Source organism: Pseudonocardia sp. TMWB2A (genome assembly GCF_017312135.1).
On record NZ_QKQY01000001.1, the window covers coordinates 1,140,705 to 1,158,765 of the forward strand.

15 protein-coding genes are annotated in these 18,061 nt (G+C 59.9%); 6 read left to right on the forward strand and 9 right to left on the reverse strand.

The window, feature by feature from the left end; all coding sequences use genetic code 11:
* Positions 1-27 precede the first annotated feature (27 nt).
* Together DMP17_RS05285 and dapE are read left to right on the forward strand one after the other, a co-directional pair.
* Positions 28-693 carry a glutathione S-transferase family protein gene (locus DMP17_RS05285; RefSeq protein ID WP_337828015.1) on the forward strand — a complete coding sequence of 222 codons (666 nt, stop codon included), beginning with the start codon at positions 28-30 and terminating at the stop codon, positions 691-693.
* 217 nt (positions 694-910) lie between these two features.
* Entirely contained in the window at positions 911-2,062 is a 1,152-nt protein-coding gene (dapE, locus tag DMP17_RS05290; RefSeq protein WP_337829760.1) for a succinyl-diaminopimelate desuccinylase, read from the forward strand.
* 7 nt (positions 2,063-2,069) lie between these two features.
* Here dapE and DMP17_RS05295 read toward each other — a convergent pair whose 3' ends face one another.
* From DMP17_RS05295 to DMP17_RS05305, 3 genes are all read right to left on the reverse strand, one after another.
* Entirely contained in the window at positions 2,070-2,576 is a 507-nt protein-coding gene (locus DMP17_RS05295; RefSeq protein ID WP_337828016.1) for a Smr/MutS family protein, read from the reverse strand.
* Positions 2,577-2,796: 220 nt separating this feature from the next.
* Positions 2,797-4,053 carry a murein transglycosylase A gene (gene mltA / locus DMP17_RS05300; protein ID WP_337828017.1) on the reverse strand — a complete coding sequence of 419 codons (1,257 nt, stop codon included), beginning with the start codon at positions 4,051-4,053 and terminating at the stop codon, positions 2,797-2,799.
* Positions 4,054-4,109: 56 nt separating this feature from the next.
* Positions 4,110-4,784 (reverse strand): Tim44/TimA family putative adaptor protein, encoded by a 675-nt coding sequence (locus DMP17_RS05305; RefSeq protein ID WP_337828018.1) that lies wholly within the window; start codon positions 4,782-4,784, stop codon positions 4,110-4,112.
* Positions 4,785-5,183: 399 nt separating this feature from the next.
* Between DMP17_RS05305 and secB the strand changes: the two genes are divergently transcribed.
* From secB to trpS, 3 genes are read left to right on the forward strand one after another with little or no spacing between them, the layout of a single operon-like run.
* Positions 5,184-5,696 carry a protein-export chaperone SecB gene (secB, locus tag DMP17_RS05310; protein WP_337828019.1) on the forward strand — a complete coding sequence of 171 codons (513 nt, stop codon included), beginning with the start codon at positions 5,184-5,186 and terminating at the stop codon, positions 5,694-5,696.
* Between the two features lie 43 nt (positions 5,697-5,739).
* The gene (murJ, locus tag DMP17_RS05315) at positions 5,740-7,368 is read left to right on the forward strand and encodes a murein biosynthesis integral membrane protein MurJ (RefSeq protein ID WP_337828020.1); all 1,629 of its coding nucleotides are present in this window, start codon (positions 5,740-5,742) and stop codon (positions 7,366-7,368) included.
* Positions 7,369-7,376: 8 nt separating this feature from the next.
* Positions 7,377-8,384: a tryptophan--tRNA ligase gene (trpS, locus tag DMP17_RS05320; protein WP_337828021.1), complete on the forward strand. Its 1,008-nt coding sequence runs from the start codon at positions 7,377-7,379 to the stop codon at positions 8,382-8,384.
* 29 nt (positions 8,385-8,413) lie between these two features.
* On the opposite strand, the gene DMP17_RS05325 is transcribed toward trpS, so the two are convergent.
* Positions 8,414-11,203 (reverse strand): DUF3857 domain-containing protein, encoded by a 2,790-nt coding sequence (locus DMP17_RS05325; RefSeq protein WP_337828022.1) that lies wholly within the window; start codon positions 11,201-11,203, stop codon positions 8,414-8,416.
* Positions 11,204-11,659: 456 nt separating this feature from the next.
* Here DMP17_RS05325 and DMP17_RS05330 point away from each other — a divergent pair, with 456 nt between their 5' ends.
* The gene (locus tag DMP17_RS05330) at positions 11,660-12,340 is read left to right on the forward strand and encodes a DUF4136 domain-containing protein (RefSeq protein WP_337828023.1); all 681 of its coding nucleotides are present in this window, start codon (positions 11,660-11,662) and stop codon (positions 12,338-12,340) included.
* A 430-nt stretch (positions 12,341-12,770) separates the two neighbouring features.
* On the opposite strand, the gene dnaA is transcribed toward DMP17_RS05330, so the two are convergent.
* The 5 genes from dnaA to DMP17_RS05355 form a co-directional block, all read right to left on the reverse strand.
* Complete coding sequence (gene dnaA, locus DMP17_RS05335) at positions 12,771-14,252, reverse strand: chromosomal replication initiator protein DnaA (protein ID WP_337828024.1); 1,482 nt, start codon at positions 14,250-14,252, stop codon at positions 12,771-12,773.
* A gap of 1,220 nt (positions 14,253-15,472) precedes the next feature.
* Positions 15,473-15,736, reverse strand: coding sequence for a 30S ribosomal protein S20 (gene rpsT, locus DMP17_RS05340; protein WP_337828025.1), 264 nt, complete (start codon positions 15,734-15,736; stop codon positions 15,473-15,475).
* A 118-nt stretch (positions 15,737-15,854) separates the two neighbouring features.
* Positions 15,855-16,670 carry a bifunctional DNA-formamidopyrimidine glycosylase/DNA-(apurinic or apyrimidinic site) lyase gene (gene mutM, locus DMP17_RS05345; protein WP_337828026.1) on the reverse strand — a complete coding sequence of 272 codons (816 nt, stop codon included), beginning with the start codon at positions 16,668-16,670 and terminating at the stop codon, positions 15,855-15,857.
* Positions 16,671-16,680: 10 nt separating this feature from the next.
* Positions 16,681-17,139 (reverse strand): DoxX family protein, encoded by a 459-nt coding sequence (locus DMP17_RS05350; RefSeq protein ID WP_337828027.1) that lies wholly within the window; start codon positions 17,137-17,139, stop codon positions 16,681-16,683.
* Positions 17,140-17,630: 491 nt separating this feature from the next.
* A complete protein-coding gene (locus DMP17_RS05355) occupies positions 17,631-18,047 on the reverse strand; it encodes a hypothetical protein (protein WP_337828028.1) in 417 nt (138 codons plus the stop codon).
* Between the last annotated feature and the right edge of the window lie 14 nt (positions 18,048-18,061).

Below are 18,061 nucleotides of genomic sequence, written 5' to 3' on the forward strand. Positions count from 1 at the left end.
CCGCATCCTTTCCTAAACATATCTACCATGAAACTTTTTATCGGCAACAAAGCCTATTCAAGCTGGTCGCTGCGCGGTTGGCTTGCGTGTAAATTGTCCGGCGTTCCGTTCGAGGAAGTCGTAGTTCCGCTTTATGATGCGGAATGGGAAAAGCGGCGGGAAGGCGATGAATTTGCGCCCTCGCGCGGCAAGGTGCCGATCCTGTGGGACGGCGACGATACGGTTGTGTGGGACAGCCTTGCGATCATCGAATATCTCGACGAGAAATCGGGCGAGGACAAATTCTGGCCCGAAGCGAGACCAGCGCGCGCAATGGCGCGTTCTATGGCGGCGGAAATGCATTCGGGCTTTGCCGCGCTGCGCCGCGATTGCGGCATGAATATCCGCCAGATTTATCCCCCTGCCCCGATCAGCGACGAAGTGGTCGCGGACATTAACCGCATCCTCCAGCTTTGGGCGCAAGCCCGCGCGCGCCACGAAGGCGAAGGCGAATATCTGTTCGGCCCGTTCGGCGCGGTGGACATCATGTATGCCCCCGTCGTGACCCGCTTCATCACCTATTCGATCCCCGTTCCGGCCTTTGCCGCGGCCTATATGCAGGCAGTGGTCCAGCATCCGTGGATGCAGGACTGGATTGCTGCCGCACAGGAAGAAGATTGGGTCATAGAACAGTTTGAAAAACAGGCGGAGTGAGGGGCGCGGATAACGCCCGCCATTGCCGTCTCGTCATCCCCGGCTTGACCGGGGATCCATCTCCTGGCCATTTGATAAACGGTGCCGCGGAAGGCATAATAATTTCGAGGTCAGGAGATGGATTCCCGCTTTCGCGGGAATGACGAGATTTGGGGTGCAATCTTTCCCTCCCCCCATCCCCATTGCAATTTCCGTCGCGGCCTTTAGTCCCGTCGCCATGACCGCACCCAACGCCGCCGCCACGCTTGACCCTGTCGCCCTCACCGCCGCGCTTATCGAGGCGAAAAGCGTGACGCCTGCGCGCGGGGGCGTGTTTGATGTGCTTGAAGATATGCTGCTCCCGATGGGGTTCGAGGTGCTGCGCACCATTGACGGGGAGGAACCGGACGGGCCGGTCGAAAATCTGCTGGCCATACGGCGCGGCCCCGAAGGCAGCCGCCATTTCGCCTTTGCAGGTCATCTCGATGTTGTCCCGCCCGGCGAAGGCTGGTCGCAAGATGCGTTCACCGCGACGCGCAAGGGCGACCTGCTCTACGGACGCGGCGCGGTCGATATGAAGGGCGCGATTGCCGCTTTTGTTGCCGCGATAGCCGATATTCCGCGCGAGGCAGGCACGCTCAGCCTCATCATCACCGGCGACGAAGAAGGCCCCGCCGTCCACGGTACCGTCGCGATCATGGAGCATATGGCAAAGGCGGGCATCAAACCCGACCTCTGCCTAGTCGGCGAGCCCACCTCGGTCAACCGCTTGGGCGATATGATGAAAATCGGACGGCGCGGGTCGGTTAATATCTGGATCACCGTGCCGGGGGTGCAAGGCCATGTCGCCTACCCGCATCTTGCCGACAATCCGATCCCCAAATTGGTGCGGATATTGGCGCGGATTGACGGGATTTGCCTTGATGAAGGCACCGACTGGTTCCAGCCGTCGAACATCGAAATCACCGATATGGCAGTCGGCAATCAGGCGACCAATGTGATCCCTTCGTCGGCACAGGCGCGGCTGTCGATCCGCTTCAACGACCTCCATTCCGGCGAGGCGTTGGCGGCGATGGTGACCGCCATCGTCCATGACGAAGAACCGCGCGCCGAAATTATCGCCAAAATTTCGGGCGAAGCCTTCCTCACCCCGCCCGGCGATTTTTCCGCGATGATCGCGGACGCCATTCGTGAAGTGACGGGCGTAGAGCCGGAATTATCCACCAGCGGCGGCACATCCGACGCGCGCTTTTTGACCAAAATTGTGCCGGTGGTGGAGTTCGGGCTAATCAATGCCACGATGCACAAGCTCGACGAAGCGGTCGCGGTCGCGGATTTGCATGAGTTGGTTGAGATTTACCGGCGGGTGGTGGTGGCGGCGTTGGGGTAATCTCCCCTCACCTTTTCCTTCGCAGCACCACATACAACGCCCCTGCCCCGCCATCCCTGGGATGTGCGTTGCGGACGGCGGCGATCATCGGCGCGTGTCGGCTATGGGCGAGCCAGTCGGCGATCGAGGCGCGGATGATGCCGCGGCGGCGCGGCGCGTCCGGAAGATAGGCGGGCTGATGATAGGCGGGATCGTGGCGCGGCTGGCCTTTGGGCTCCTTGCCCGTCACCACCAGCAGCACGCGCACATCATCGGCCAAGGCGGCGGCAATCGCGCGCTCGAGCAGCGCATGGGCCTGATCGACCGTATAGCCGTGCAAGTCGATGCTGCGGTCCGGGCGGATTGCGCCGCGCCGGAAGCCTTTATCCCAGCCGCCATCCAGTGTGGCCCCTCCCGGTGCCAAGCGGTTGGCCTGGATCTGGGCTTGAGCTCGGCTGGTCGACACCAGCCCGCTTGCACTGCGGCTTTTGCCGCCCGTTAGCGCGCTGCCAATCGTCCATTCCTCCGGCGTCATCGACTCGATACGGCGCGGCTGGAGCGGCGAGGCTTTAGGGGGCGGCGCGAGCGCGGGCTGGATTGCCCCGACTGTAGGCGCGCGCTTGGGGAGCGGCGTCACCGTTTGCGCAACGCGGTTCCACAACGCCCTTTCGTCAGGCTGGAGGCGGCGGCCCGCTGTGATAGGGGACTTGGACGGTGGCTTGGCGGGCGGTTTCATCGACGCGCAACTTCGCGCCCTACCGGCCCGCGATAAGCCGGGCGGCGACCGGCTTGGGCAACAAAATCAGTCCCGACCCGCGCCCCGACATACCGCCCGCAATCCGCCGCGCGTCTTCGCCAGCGCCCCAGAAAGTATCGACGCGGTTTGCGCCCTTGATCGCGCCGCCCGTATCTTGCGCAACCCACAAGCCATCGGCTTCGTTGCGGTCAAGGTCGAGCCATACCGGCGCGCCCAAGGGAATGAATTTGGGGTCGGCGGCAACTGTCACCCGTCCGATCACTTCGGTATTGATCGCACCGACCGCGCCGCCCGCCAATTCGCGGAAGAAAATATAGCTGGGATTTTCGTCCATCACCGCAGCGCCGCGCGCAGGGTCGGCGCGCAGATAATCCATAATGCCCTGCATCGACGTCTGCCCCGGCCCCAATGCGCCGCGATCTTTGAGCAGCTTGCCGATGCCGACATAAGGTTGGCCGTTGCCGCCATTATAGCCGATGCGCATCACGCTCCCGTCCGGCAGGCGCAGATTGCCGGAACCTTGGACATGGAGGAAAAACAGCTCGACCGGATCGGCGGCCCAAGCCAGTTCCAGCCCCTTATTCGCCAGCGCCCCGTTCACAATTTCGCCGCGCGTATAATAAGGCCGATATTGGCCATCGACATAGCGCCCGCGCAATTTTGTACCGGTCGCGGACGAGCCGAATGGCGTAAGGTCAATGCCTTCCGCGCGCGCAGCGGCGGTGTCTTTGGGGACAAGATCGGGCGGGAGTTTATAGATGGGCGTTTCATAGCCCGGCTGGCGCGTGCGCGAGCCTTTGATTTCGGGGATATAATAGCCGGTGGCGAACGCCTTGCCGTCGCCGATACGCACCGGCGTCATCTGGTCGCGGAAGAAGGTGCGCGCGTCGGAACCGGTGAAACTGCGCGCGGCGGCGCAAGAAGCGCTCCAGTCGCTCTGGACGGTCAACCCGCTGGTATCGGTGCGGCTGAGCAAGGCGAGGCAGCTGGTGATGAAGGCTTTGAGCGCGGCATTGGCGCTGGGCGCCGAAATGCCGAGATCGTCAAAACTTTGCGCACGGAATACCCCGGCATCGCGCGCGGTGAGCGGGAGCGGAGCGGTCGGCGGCTTGGGCTGTTGCGGCCCTGCTGGCGGCACGACCGTGCTACACGAAGCGAGCAGGAAAATGGTCGCAAGCCCTGCGCCCATGCGTGCACGATAATCGCGCGCAACTTTATGCTGCTTGCCGCCCTTTACCCAAAGCCCGTCGCTCATCATCGTCGCCTTTCCATCGCGTCCGGCTTGCACAGCCGGCCCGGCGACAATCTGAATCAGGCCTCGTCGGTTTCGTCAAGCTTCCAGTTGGGATCGTGGCTCGAAAGATTGCGCGAGAAGGTCCACACATCGTGGGTTTCCACCGCATCGGTGAGCGATCCGGCCAGCACATTGCCGTCCGCATCGCGCGTCACCGCAGCAATATCGGCATCAATCCGCACAGTGAGGCGCGCAAGGCCGCGATGCAAATCCGCATCCTTGAGAATCACATGGTCAATCGTGACCAAGCGGTTGTCGAGCGTTTCGCCGCGCGCTTCGCGATCTTCAATCGCTTCGACAAAGGCGGCATAAGTATCGTCATCGGTAAGGCTGCGCAGCGTCGCGCGGTCGCCCGACCAATAGGCTTCCAAAATCATGCGATAGGCCGCCTTCGCGCCGTCGATAAACGGCCCGACATTGAAATCGCGGTCGGCGAGCATGATTTCGCGCAAGCCCTTTTCGGCGCGCGGTTCGAACAGAAGTTCCGCCGGAATATAGCCGCTATTGGGCGATTGCAGTTCTTCTTCGATATTGGGGCGCAACACCGGCGGCACCGTCCGGCTTTCGGGGCGCGGTTCGCTGCGCGGCATCATCGGCTCCTGCTCATGGCCGGTGCGCTTGCCCAACAGCGTATAAAGGCGGAAGCCCAAAAACGCGGCAATCGCTGCCAAGATGATGATCGTCCCGTTCATTTCCATCACTATGTCCGTTCGTCAGCGGCAAAAGGAAAGTGCCGCTTGGGGTCTTTTCGCATCATAGCGCAACACCGCGCGGCGCGCACCATAAGCTTTGGTCTAAACGCCTACATAGGATAAGCGTTGCAATGTTTCAAACCGAGTTCGGCATAAAGCGGCTGTTGCGCGGTGAATATTTTCTACCTTGTGGATAGTAAGCCACAGGCCGGCTGTATAGTAAGCCACAAGCGGGCAAAAGGTGACCATGCCGCTTCGGTCTGCTAATAATCTCTTTTTACGCTGTTCGGGTGCCATTTTCATTGTGCAAGCCGGTTGCCCCTGATAATCGCCCCATCAGTCTATCGCAATCTATTGCTCTGACCTGCCCATTTTGATGAAGAAAGACGTTATAGCATCATGGCCGACGAACTCCCCGACACCAACGCTCCGCTGGCTAATGGCGAAGATACTGCGCCGCAAATCGGCCTGATTTCGCAATATGTGAAGGATTTGTCGTTCGAAAATCCGAACGCGCCGGTCACTTATCAATGGACCAGCCAGCCGCAAATCGACATCCAGTTCAACATCGGCACGCAGCAAGTCGGCGAAGATGTGCATGAATCGATCCTCAAAATCGACATCAGCTCGTCGCATGACGAAGGCAAAGCGTTCATCGTCGACCTGTCCTATGCGGGCCTGTTCGCGGTGCGCAATGTGCCCGAAGACCAGATCCAGGCGTTCATGCTGGCCGAAGCGCCGCGCATCCTCTTCCCGTTCGCGCGCCGCGTGATTGCCGATGCCGTGCGTGATGGCGGCTTTGCGCCCTTGCTCCTTGAACCCATCGACTTTGCCAGCATGTATGTGCAGCAGCAGGAACAGATGCAGGCAGGACAAGCGGCGGGTGAAGAAGCACCGGCTGGCGACGCCTGATTGGCGGCGCATCCCCCTCTTTTATAATTAAGCGGGGGCGCGCATGAATCTGCTCAAAGCAACCGGAACCATCGGCGGGCTGACCTTGGTCAGCCGCTTTGCGGGGCTTGCCCGCGATATGTTGATGGCAACCTATGTCGGCGCAGGCATGGCGTCCGATGCGTTCCAGATTGCGTGGCGCCTCCCCAACCTCTTCCGCGCTCTGTTCGCGGAAGGGGCATTTGCCGCCGTGTTCGTGCCGATGTTCAACCGCACGATCAGCGAAGGCGATGCCGAAGAGGCCGATAGCGGCCTTGCCAAAGCGATCGACTTTGCCGGACAAGTCCTGTCCGCGCTGCTCCCCTTCCTCATCCTGTTCACCGCGATCATGATTATTTTCGCAGGGCAGATTGTGTGGGCGATGACCGGCGGCTTTCCCGATGGCGGCCCCGAAAAATTCGCGCTCGCGACCCAATATACGATGATTACCTTCCCCTATCTCGCGCTCATATCGGTGGTGAGTTTGCTGGGCGGGATTTTGAACAGTTTGAACCGCTTCTGGGTCAATGCCGCTGCGCCCATCCTGCTCAATATCTGTATGATAATCGCACTCGTTTTTTTCCGGGGCGATAGCCAGGCCGAAACCGCGCGCACGCAAGCGATTGCCGTTACCGTGTCGGGCGTGCTACAGCTTGCTTGGCTGTGGTGGTCGTGCCGCAAGGCGGGGGTCAAAATCCGCCTGCGGTTGCCGCGCCTGACGCCCAAGGTCAAACAGATGTTATGGCTCATCGGCCCGGCAGCGGTCGGCCAAGGTGCGATCCAGTTCAACCTGTTCATCTCGACCGCGCTTGCCGCGCGCTATTTGCAGGAAGGCGCGATCAGCTATCTTTATTATGCCGACCGGCTGAACCAGTTGCCGCTGGGGCTGATCGGAATCGGTGTCGGCACCGCCATCCTTCCTACTTTGTCGCGGCAAATCGGGTCGGGCAATGAAGAAGTCGCCACCCACACGCAAAACCGCGCGATGGAACTCGCGCTATTTCTCGCGCTGCCCGCCGCCGTCGCGCTCGTCATTTCGGCCTTCCCGATTGTGCGCGGCGTGTTTGAACATGGCGAATTTTTGGCGAAAGACACAAGAGGCACCGCCGCAGTGCTGTCGGCTTTCTCGTTCGGCGTTCCGGCCTATGTGCTGATAAAAGTGCTGACGCCGGGCTTTTATGCGCGGCAGGATACCAAGACGCCGGTGCGGCTCGCGGTCGCCTCGATGCTCGTCAATCTTGGCCTCAACCTGTTCTTCATCCTCTATCTGGAGCAGGGCGTGGTCAGCATTGCGATTTCGACCGCCATTGCTGCTTGGGTCAATGTGCTGCTGCTTTATGCGGTCCTCCATAAGCGCGGGCAATTCCGCTTCGACGCGCGTTTTACCGGCAAAGCCTGGCGCATTCTGCTCGCGGCCACCGCGATGGGCGCGGCGCTTTGGTTCATGAATCCGTGGTTCATTCCCTATGTGAGCGGCAGCCTGATGCAGCGGGTCGCGGTCCTCGCCTTATTGTGCGGCGGCGGGGCGCTGGTTTATGCTCTAGCGACTTTCCTTTTCCGCGCTTATACGCCCGGCGAGCTTAAAGCCACGTTCAGGCGCAAGCCCGTTGCAGCGGCCCCCGCTGAAACCCCGTCCACCCCATCAGAAAGCTGACATTTCCCATGCGTATCGTTTCCGGCATCCAACCCACCGGCAATCTCCACCTCGGCAATTATCTGGGTGCGATCCGGCAATGGGTCGCGATGCAGAACGAAGCCGCTGACCAAGGCGCGGAATGTCTGTTTTTTCTGGCCGACCTCCACGCCATCACCCTGTTCCAGACGCCGCAGGAAATGCGCGACAATGTGCGCGGCATGGCGGCTGCGTTGATGGCGGCGGGGATTGATCCGGCCAAGTCGATCCTGTTCAACCAGACCCGCGTTCCCGAAACGACCGAGCTGACATGGCTTTTGATGTGCGTTGCGCGCATCGGCTGGCTCAACCGCATGACGCAGTTCAAGGAAAAATCGGGCAAGAATCGCGAAGGCGCGTCCGCCGGACTTTATACTTATCCGGTGCTGATGGCCGCCGACGTGCTGCTCTATAATGCGACCCATGTGCCGGTCGGCGAGGACCAGAAACAGCATCTGGAACTGGCGCGCGATATTGCGGCCAAATTCAATCAGGATTTCGGCGTCGAGCTGTTCACTTTGCCCGAACCCAAAATCGGCGCGACCGCCGCGCGGGTTATGTCGCTGCGCGATGGCACCGCGAAAATGTCCAAATCGGACCCCAGCGACATGGCGCGCATCAACCTGTCGGACGATGATGACACAATTGCGCAAAAGGTGAAGAAGGCGAAAAGCGACGCCGAATTGCTGCCCGCCACCTATGCGGAACTGGCCGCACGTCCCGAAGCGCGCAATCTGGTCGGCATTTATGCAGCCCTTACCGACGAAAACCCCGATGCGGTATGCGCGCGCTTTGCAGGCCAAGGCTTTGGCGCGTTCAAGCCCGCGCTCGCCGAAGTGCTGGTCGAAAGCCTGCGCCCGATCCGTGACCGCTACAATGCGTTGCGTCAGGACCATGCCGCCATTGATGCGGCCTTGGAGCAAGGGGCCATCCGCGCGCGCGCATTGGCCAAACCCCAGCTCGAAGCCGCCCAAGCCGCGATGGGGCTGTTCGGTTAAATCCGAACCGCCCCGTCAGGTTTAAGGGCTCAGGGCTTCAGGCCCATACGCGTCACTTCGGTAATCGCATAAGGGTCAAGCCCGCGCGCTGTGGCAATATCGGCCGCCGCGGCCGCCTCCTGCCCCAGTCCGCGCTTGGCAAGGCCGCGCATGACATAGCTTAGCGCCAGACTATTATCGATGCGCAGCGCCGCATCATAATCTGCCACCGCATCGTCATAACGCTGCATCCGGTAATAAATCAGCCCGCGGCTATCGAGAAAGGCGGCAGGATTGTCGGCCAGTTCAATCGCCTTGGTGCATTGTTTGAGCGCGCCCGGCAGGTCGAGATTATTGCGCCCCTTCACCCAGCACAGGGTGTTCAACACGCCCGGCGTACCCGGCTTTTGTTCGTTGAGGCGGTCGAGCATGGCCAAAGCCTCGTCCGGCTTGCCGCTTTCATCCAACTGCATCGCGCGGGCAAGCGTCAGGTCGATTTCCGGCGCGCCATTGGACTCCCAATGGTCAAGCACCGCAGGGATCGCATCGAATTTTCCGGCGCGCACCAATATTTCCACCAGATTGCCGGTCGCCTGCAAATGCCCCGGATCCAGCTCCAAAGCTTTGCGCGCATCGGGTTCGGCTGCCTTCAAATCGCGGAACATGCGCAAGTAAGAGCGCCATGAATAATGGTCCGCACTCGGCTCCAGCGCGATCAACCTGTCAAGGTCGCCTTCGGCCTTTTTATAGTCCTTCACCCCTTCGTAAAAACTCGCACGGTTCTGGAGCGCGTGGGTGTCGTCCTTATCCTTTGCGACCCAGCTATCATAAACCGCAACCACCGGCGCGAGCGCGGCGCTATCCTTTAACGCGCGGCGTTCGGCCCAGCTTTCGGGATAATCGGCGGCAATGACCAGCTCGACCGGCCTCGCGTTAATCTGGCCGATACGGCCCTTATCGACAAGGAAGCGGTCATAAGGCTGTTCCAGCGCCACCGTCTGCACGGTTTCGTCCAGCGTCACGCTGGCGGCCTCATTCTTGACGCTGCGGGCAAATTTATATCCGGCAAGCTGTTCGTTAAGGGCGGTGCCATTGTCCACGGTAAAGCCCTTGCCGCCTGCGGGCAGCAACAGGCGGGTGATGCGCTGGCGATACCCGATATTGGGCGGCGCGAACGGAATATCCTTCCACTCCGTTTTGTTGCGCGGCGCGTCCGGTTTAAAGTCGGCCAATATTGTGTCGATCGGCAAGATGCGGCGCGGCCCCTTGGACTGCACCTGCACCGTATAAAGCCCCTCGCCTTCCAGCAATGCGGTTCCCGCTGCATCGTCAAAGCGGATCGAACTGCGCACAATGGAGGACAGATCATTGGGTTGCAGCGCCTTGCTCACCAGTGCGTCGAACATTTCCTTGTCCATTGACCCTTTGGCAAGACGCAGCATCCCCAACAGCTCGCCGCGCACCGTTTTGCGCACCTTAATCACCGCAGGCACATAAAGCCCTGCGCGCATGTCGATGCTGGTGTCGGCGATTTCGTCCATCCGCGCATTGGGGCGGAAGGCCAGCCGCTCCAGGTCCGCCCCCGCTTCGGTCGAGGGCAGCGCATAGCCGAAATCCGGCACATTTTCGAGGTCGGCCAGCCGGTCGTCATTTTTGGTGCCGTCAAGCCAATAGGTTTTGCCGTCAATCACCGCGCGCACAATCACATGGTCGAACGCGCCGAATGCGGGGAGCCGTTCGGCGACACTATCCTTGCCCGTCGCATTGACGAGCGCAGGCACCGCTTCAATATCGAGCCGGTGGAGGAGCGCGAGCAACAGCAAGGTTTTCGCCTTGCAATCGCCATAGCGCATTTCCCAAGTCTTGGCAGGGCTTTGCGGCACATAATTGCCATTGCCCATGCCGTTGAATAGATAGCGCACCTCGCGCTGGACCAGTTCCAACGCTTGGGCGGCGCGCATCTTGGGGTCGCGCGTTGCCTTGGCAATTTTGTCGGCTTCCAGCGCGAGCGCGGAGCCGTCGGCAATCAAGCCTGCCGTGCGATAATGGTTCGCACTGGCGCGCGACACTGCTTTCCAGTCGGCAAAGCCGCTCACCTCGACCAAGGGCGTCACCATATAGCGCATCGGCGCAAGCGCGGGTTGGTCGGGCTGTTTGCTCACCGGTTCGCGGATGACAAGGCTGTTCATCCCGTTGCCCGATGCAGGCGTATAGAGCGGGTTGATATTCTTCCCCGTCACCTTCCAGCGCAGATTTTCATTGGCCGGCCATATAATCCGCGTGCGCGCAAAATCGGCCATAGCGGGGGCCGCGACAATCGGCGCGATATGCGCGCTATCATTGCCGGTTGCAGGGTCGCGATAGGTGGTCGAGGAAACATAGCGCACACGGTCGCCCATGCGCAGCCCTTCCACCTGCAACATCGCGGTGAGCACGCCTGTGACCTGCAACTGGCTCAATTGCGCCTCGCGCCGCAATATTTCGAATTTGCGTCCGCCCGCCAGTGCGTCGATACGCTCATTGCCGCGCAAAATCTCGACCTTATGGACAATGAGATCGCCAAGGTCGGGGTTCCACATCCCTTGGATCATCCCGCCCTGGCTCAAAGCCTCCGGACTATCGATGCGATAGACCATGTCGGTATAATTCCACAGCTTGCCTTTTTCGATGCGGGTCTGGCGGTCCATTACCACCAGCGTCGCTTTGCTCGTGCCGGTTTTGGCAAGCGCGACATCGGCCTCCTTGCCATCGACCCATGCGGGGGCGGCTTCATAAAGCGGCTGGTCGCCTGCCCATGATGGCGTCGCCAATAGGAGGCTCCCTGCTGCCCCGGCCAGCATCGTTGCCGCCCGCAAAATCTTTACCGTCTCTCCCACAAAAACCCCCTCGCTCCACCTATGCGTCCATGCTGTGAGGAGGACAGAATCATCGCTGCCCCTCCCCTGTCCCGCGCATCATAGCGCACGGCAGGATGCTGTCATCGTTTGCATTGGGGTCTGCTGCGAAAAAACATAAAAACTGCACAGCCTTCTGTCTCTTCTGCATTGCGCCCCCGTTGCCGGGCGTAATGCGCACCGGAATTTTTTCTTATGTGCATAAGCAACTGTAAAATTGTTCAACTCGTCGCTGTTCAAACACCATTCAGCCATATATTGTTAGAGACGGGCAGGTAAATGACTGCGCCTCTCCGTCTTGGTTTTGGATCGGTCGCACCCCATATGGGGTCAGGAAGTTTGAACAATTAGGTGCGGACAGAAAGCCTTACCGGCTTCCTTTCCCCGCATTGGAGACAAAAAATGCCTATTAAGTCGCTTACGCGCCGGGTCGCCATGATTACCGCACCACTCGCCTTGCTGACGCTCGGCGCCTGCGCCACGCCGTTTCAGGCGAATGTCCAGCGTTTCCAGCAAATGCCCCCCGCACAGGGGCAAAGCTTTACCGTCACCGCCGCCAATCCCGACATGGCCCGCAGTCTGGAATTCCAGCATTATGCGGGCCTTGTCAGCCAGAAAATGGGCGCACTCGGTTATCGTCCCGCGACCAGCGGCAATGCCGAACTGGTGGTCCATCTCGACTATGGCGTCGACAAGGGCCGCGAACGCATTGTGAGCGATCCGACCTATAATGACCCGTTCTGGGGTCCGTGGGGCGGGTATCGCGGTTATTATGGCCGCCCCTTTTACGGCCGCTATGGCCGGTTCCATCGCCCCTATATGTGGGGCTTTAACGACCCGTTCCTTTATGGTCCGGGATGGAATTCGGGCGTGCGCAGCTATACCGTCTATGTCAGCCATCTTGGCATGACCATCGAGCGCGGCGGCAATAAGGAGCGCCTGTTCGAAGGCTCTGCCGAAGCGTTGAGCCGCGACAATGACCTCACCTATCTGGTCCCCAACCTCATCGACGCCATGTTCACCGGCTTCCCCGGCAATGGCGGCGAAAAAGTCAAAATCTCCCTTCCCCCGAAGAAAAACTGACGGGTAAGCCGTAACAATCGCGAAAAAGGCCTTGCGCGGTATATCCGTCGCAAGGCCTTTTTTTGTGCGTGGTTCCCATGACGCTACTCCCCACCCTCGTCATGCCCGCGAAAGCGGGCATCCATCTCCGGACCGTTTGGATGATCGGAACGGATGTGAAAAGGATTCACGCGGAGGCGCGAAGGCGCGGAGATTGGGTTGCGCAGAATTACGCACGACTTTGGAAATCTGGACAAGGCTTTCCGCAATGAAAACGGGCAAAGCCCGGTAAAAACCTCCTTCGCGCCTTCGCGTGAATCTATTATCTTCGCGTGAATCTATAATCCCCTGCGGCACCCTCTGCCTCTCCGCGCGAACTATATCTGGTTCACGCAGAGGCCGCAGAGAATAAGGAGAAAAAGAGATAAAGCGGGCTTACACCGCCAACCGCTCAAACTTCCAAGGCGCGGCGGATGCGGGCGATGTCGCTGTCGATGGCGGGGTCGGCGACGCGTAAGGATTCGATCGTCTTGATCGCATGGATCACGGTCGAATGGTCGCGCCCGCCAAATTTGCGCCCGATTTCGGGATAGGAGCGCGGCGTCAGCGTCTTGGCGAGATACATGGCAATCTGGCGCGGACGGGCGACTTCGCGCGCGCGCCGCTTGGAGGCCATCTCCATCCGGTCGAGCTTGTAATGCGCACACACCGCCCGCTGGATGTCATCAATACTGATGCGCGTGCGCGCGCCGCGTGCGGTTTCGGCGAGCCGGTCGCGCGCCAGATCGAGGCTGATCGCGGTATCGGCAAGCGAGGCATAAGCCAGCAATTTATTGAGCGCGCCTTCCAGCTCGCGAATATTGCGCGTGAAGCTGGTCGCAAGGAAAGCAATCACCTCTTCGGGCACATGGGCTTCATGATGGGTCGCGCATTTGTGGCGTAAAATCGCTTCACGCAGCGCGAGGTCCGGCGCGTCAATTTCGGCAACCAACCCGCCCTGAAGCCGCGACAGCAAGCGCGGGTCAATCCCGCCGAGCAGATGCGGCGCACGGTCGGCGGCGACCACCAAACGCTTGCCGGCGCCCAAAATTTCATCAATCGTGTGGAGCAATTCTTCCTGCGTCGACCCCTTACCGATGATGAACTGCAGGTCATCAATCATGAGGAGGTCAACCGCGCGCAGCCGGGCCTTGAATGCGGGCATATCATTGCCGCGCACCGCCGTCACAAATTCGAGCATGAATTTTTCCGCCGACATCAGGATGATGTTAGCCGCCGGATTAACCGCCAAAAGGCCATGCGCGATGCTGTGCAGCAAATGGGTCTTGCCCTGCCCCGTCCCCGATTGGAGATAGAGCGGGTTGAACATCGGCCGTTCGACCGCCGCCATCCGCCGCGCCGCGTTGAGCGCGAGGATATTGCCGCGTCCTGACACAAAATTGTCAAAAACAAGCCGCGGGTCGAGATTGGGCAGCGTCGCAGGCGCGGTCGGCGCGGGCGCTGCAAAAGCGAACAGGCCGGTATCGGACAGCGGCGTTGTCGTCGCACCCGACATGGCTTCGCCCTGATTGGCGGCGGGCGTTCCTTGGTTAGCGGCAGGGGCTGCGGGCAATTTGGCGACCGGCAATTCGGCCCGTTGCGGCGCGCCGATAATGCGCACGGCGGTGACATCGGGCGACACGCTGCGCCACGCCAAAGTCAGCCGGTCGAGGAAACGGTCGGCGACCCAATTGGCGGAAAAACTGGTCTGGGCAAAAAGCGTGAGCGTGCCGGTATCTTCGCAAAAATTGCCGAAGCGCACCGGTTTTAGCCAATGGTCAAAGGCTCTTACGCCAATATCGCGGCGCAGCCCTTGGGCAAGGGCCGTCCACATGGCTTCGGTCGGTGCAGCAGCGCCCGCGTCCGGCGCCCCTTTCCGATCCCGATCTGCCATTGCATACGTCCCCATCAAATTGGCCCCATCAAACTGGCCCCATCAAACTGGCCTCACCAAAGTGGCGCTATCAAGCGGCCCCCTCAAACGGGCCGCATCTCGTTGGCCCCGTCTCGTTCATCTTCCTTGCGAAAGATTACCCCCTCCAGCGCCTTCTGGTCTGCTGTTCGAGTCGCGCAAAAAGCTTTTCCGGAAAGTCGGCTTTCCGGCTTGGCGGTTTGTTCATACTCGGTGCGGCCCGGTCAGAAGGCGATCTGCTGGACAAGTCATTTGTAAGCACCGGTGCGCGAAGAGGGCAAGGGCGGCGGCGTAAAAAAACTGAAATAAATGCCATTGACTCGCACAAGCCAAGAGAATCCAAGGTCTTTTGATTTTACCGTTACTTTTCATGCCGTTAGAGAAATTGGTAGTAAATCTGCTCATCCCGAATCGCGGAATAAGCTGGACTTCTCAATGGGCCTTGCATTTGTAACATTTTGGGGCGCGTTAAGCCCTTTAAAAGAACGAAAGGCGAATGTCATTGAGGCGGGATCAACCCGGCCGCGAATCGCACCGACCAGTAGCGTCACAGCGAGATTCGCCCCCAGCTGAGTCGGGTGTGGAGAGTGTTTGCGCGGGAGGCGATGTTATCTGCTGTTGAGGGCTTGGTGCTGCTGGAGGTGTATTGACCCGGGGTGGATATGTTGATCCGGGTGGATATGTTGATCCGGGTGGATATGTTGGCCGGGTGAGATGTTGCCCCGTATGGGATTGTGACCCGAGCGGAGGTGATGGCCCGATGGAGATATTGGCACGGTTTGAGATGGGGTCCGGGCGGTAATAATGTTCGCATGGAAATCTTGTTCGCGTGGAAATTTTGTTCGCGCGCAGATGCCGGCTTTAAATGTAACCGCTGATCTCAATATAATCCGCTAGTGCTGAGCTTGTCGAAGCACGGTTCGCAATACTGACAAACGCCCTTCGACACGCTCAGGGCTAATGGTTTTTTGGTGGGGCGCGATGTTTTTCTCTCTACCCTTCCACCGCACCTTACCGCGCTTCGCCCGCATCGCCGCGCCAACATCCCGCGCGACCAGCATCCCGCGCACCCGCATCTCCCGCGCAAAGGAAAAGCCCCGCCCGATTTATGACCGGACAGGGCTTAAAAATCCCGTTGGGCTTGACCGCCCATTCTATCGCAGCCCCCATAGCGCCAAGCGCAAAGGGCGGCGCAAGCGGCCTTAGCCGAGCGCGGAGACGCGCTTGGTGAGGCGCGACAATTTGCGCGATGCGGTGTTTTTGTGGAGGACGCCCTTGGCAACGCCGCGCGCCAGTTCCGGCTGCGCAGCCGACAGAGCTGCCGTTGCCGCCGACTTGTCGCCCGCGCCAAGCGCCGCTTCGACCTTCTTCACGAGGGTGCGAATGCGACCGATGCGCGCACCGTTAACTTCTGCACGGCGAGCGTTGCGACGGATACGTTTCTTTGCCTGCGGCGTATTGGCCATGAATTCCTCGAATAATTTCAGCGATTTGCAATATAAAAGGGGCCGAAATCACGAGATTCGGCCCGCAAGCGTGGGGTGCCTTTACTGATTCCCCCCGCTAACGTCAACCAAAAGCCGCTTATTTCTGGCATTTCGGGCAAAAAAAGGTCGAGCGCCCGCCATCCACCTGCCGCGTAATCAGCGTCCCGCATGTCCGGCAAGGTTCGCCTTCACGGCCATAGACAAGCCATTCCTTGGCGAAATAGCCCAGCTCGCCATCGGGCCGCGCAAAATCGCGCAAGGTCGATCCGCCCGCTGCAATCGCGGCCAGCAGCACCTGCTTGATCGCCGGCACCAGCCGTTCCAGCCGCGCGCGGCTCACCTTACCGGCGGGGGTGCGCGGCGCGATTCCCGCCATGAACAGGGCCTCGCACACATAGATATTGCCAAGCCCCGCAACCACGCGCTGGTCAAGCAGCGCCAGCTTGATGGCCACCCCCTTCCCCGCCAGCCGCTTGTGCAGCATCGCGGGCGAAAACGCGTCGGACAAAGGCTCTGGCCCCAGCGTCAGGAAGGGCGCGAACAGGGTCGCCGCATCGCCCGCCACCAGATCGACCGAGCCGAAGCGGCGCGGGTCGTTGAGCGCCAGCACATCGCCGCGCGCGGTTTCGAGCAATAAATGGTCGTGGCGGTCCTCGTCCGCCGGATTAACCCGCCAGCGCCCCGACATCCCCAGATGGAAGATCAGGCTATCCTCGCGGTCGGTCAGGATGAGGCCATATTTGGCACGGCGCGACAGGCTGGTGACTTCGGCGCCCGTAATACGCTGGACCAGATCGACCGGAAAGGGGCGGCGCAGATCGGCGCGGCGCAGCGTGACGCGTGTGATACGCTGCCCTTCCAGGAACGGGCGCAACCCCGCAACGGTCGTTTCTACTTCGGGTAATTCAGGCATTTAGCATGGATTAGCGGCGGAAACGGTTCTTGTCGCGCGCATAATCGATGCCCCACGCCCCGCCGCCTGCAAAGACGAAATAGAGGAACAGGAAACAATATAAAATGGCCGCGTCGCCGCCATTATTGACGGGGAAGAAATTTTGCGGCGCATGGCCGATAAAATAGGCAAAGGCCATTGTGCCCGACGCGATAAAGGCCGCGGGACGGGTCCACAGCCCGATCATGATAAGAAAGCCCGCAATAAGCTCGATCACACCCGCAAACGCCCCCGCGCTGCTAAATGTCAGCCCAGCGCCTGCCATTTCGCCGGGCGGGAAGCCTGCAAATTTCTGAAGCCCGTGGGCGAAGAACAAGGCCCCGCTGACGATGCGCAAAATGCCGCGCATGACGGGGGTATAAACGGTAAATCGCGACAGGCTCATCAGGTGCGTCCCCTTTATATTTGGCTCTATTTGCCCCCAAGCCATGCGCCTATCCGGACGATTGGGCAAGCAAGCGCTTGCTTTCCTTGTCCGGATAGCCCCGAAAGTGGCGCAAACCTTGGGCTTATTAACAAGGGTTATCCCTCAATCCGCCCGTAAAATCCAGTTGCATTTGATACAGGTTACAAATTCCTGCGCGGATTTGCGCGGCATTTGGGCATAAATGCGCCGAGTCCCAATCAAGCCAGAGATGAAAAGCAATAAATTTTATCGTCAATGCAAACTGATAGCCCCACGCAATTATTATTGTTCGCACATTTAGTTTAATCCGTTATTCCGGAATCGGGGTGAAAGACCGCTTCCCTTTCCCCTAAATGGTCGAACATGCTCTTCTCTATCCAAAAAAATAAGGCCGCCCTGTAATAGAGCGGCCAAGTTACAGGTATCTAACCTGTAGGAGAGGAAGGTCTCATCGAGAGAGACCCTGATTAACCCATGTTAGTAAATAAAGCGTTAACCTTCAAGTTTTTTATATATCAGCAGCCTCCGCCCTTGCGCGCTTCATAGGCGAAGGAGAAAGGCTGGCCGTTGCGGATGCCTTGCGTGTCGATTTGTACGAGGCGCGGGGTTTCCTTGCGCACCGTGGTGCGGCCATGGCCTTGCTTGCCGCAGGTATAATGCACCGTCACTTCGTCCGCACCGTCGCGGATGGTGTAGCGCGAACATTGCGCGCCGGGATGTTCGGACTGCAAAAGCTGCGTCGCATCGCCAAGGCAGATATTTTTGGACGCACCGCCCTGCCCGCGCTCGACGAGCGACCATTGGCCCTTTTCCAATGTCCCCAGCATCGCAAAGCTGGGCGCTTGCGCAGGCGCGGCGACGGCCATCAGGCCCGCAACGGCAGTCAACCCAATCAGATAACGCGGTTTCATGATCCCATTCATCCTGTTCATCTATCCTTTGCCGA

Coding starts and splice junctions, on each gene's coding strand:
- murJ (WP_337828020.1), top strand. CDS start 5,740: ATGAATCTGCTCAAAGCAACCGGAACCATCGGCGGGCTGACCTTGGTC.
- DMP17_RS05285 (WP_337828015.1), top strand. CDS start 28: ATGAAACTTTTTATCGGCAACAAAGCCTATTCAAGCTGGTCGCTGCGC.
- DMP17_RS05355 (WP_337828028.1), bottom strand. CDS start 18,047: ATGAACAGGATGAATGGGATCATGAAACCGCGTTATCTGATTGGGTTG.
- DMP17_RS05350 (WP_337828027.1), bottom strand. CDS start 17,139: ATGGCTTGGGGGCAAATAGAGCCAAATATAAAGGGGACGCACCTGATG.
- dapE (WP_337829760.1), top strand. CDS start 911: ATGACCGCACCCAACGCCGCCGCCACGCTTGACCCTGTCGCCCTCACC.
- trpS (WP_337828021.1), top strand. CDS start 7,377: ATGCGTATCGTTTCCGGCATCCAACCCACCGGCAATCTCCACCTCGGC.
- rpsT (WP_337828025.1), bottom strand. CDS start 15,736: ATGGCCAATACGCCGCAGGCAAAGAAACGTATCCGTCGCAACGCTCGC.
- mutM (WP_337828026.1), bottom strand. CDS start 16,670: ATGCCTGAATTACCCGAAGTAGAAACGACCGTTGCGGGGTTGCGCCCG.
- mltA (WP_337828017.1), bottom strand. CDS start 4,053: ATGAGCGACGGGCTTTGGGTAAAGGGCGGCAAGCAGCATAAAGTTGCG.
- DMP17_RS05325 (WP_337828022.1), bottom strand. CDS start 11,203: ATGCTGGCCGGGGCAGCAGGGAGCCTCCTATTGGCGACGCCATCATGG.
- dnaA (WP_337828024.1), bottom strand. CDS start 14,252: ATGGCAGATCGGGATCGGAAAGGGGCGCCGGACGCGGGCGCTGCTGCA.
- secB (WP_337828019.1), top strand. CDS start 5,184: ATGGCCGACGAACTCCCCGACACCAACGCTCCGCTGGCTAATGGCGAA.
- DMP17_RS05295 (WP_337828016.1), bottom strand. CDS start 2,576: ATGACGCCGGAGGAATGGACGATTGGCAGCGCGCTAACGGGCGGCAAA.
- DMP17_RS05330 (WP_337828023.1), top strand. CDS start 11,660: ATGCCTATTAAGTCGCTTACGCGCCGGGTCGCCATGATTACCGCACCA.
- DMP17_RS05305 (WP_337828018.1), bottom strand. CDS start 4,784: ATGAACGGGACGATCATCATCTTGGCAGCGATTGCCGCGTTTTTGGGC.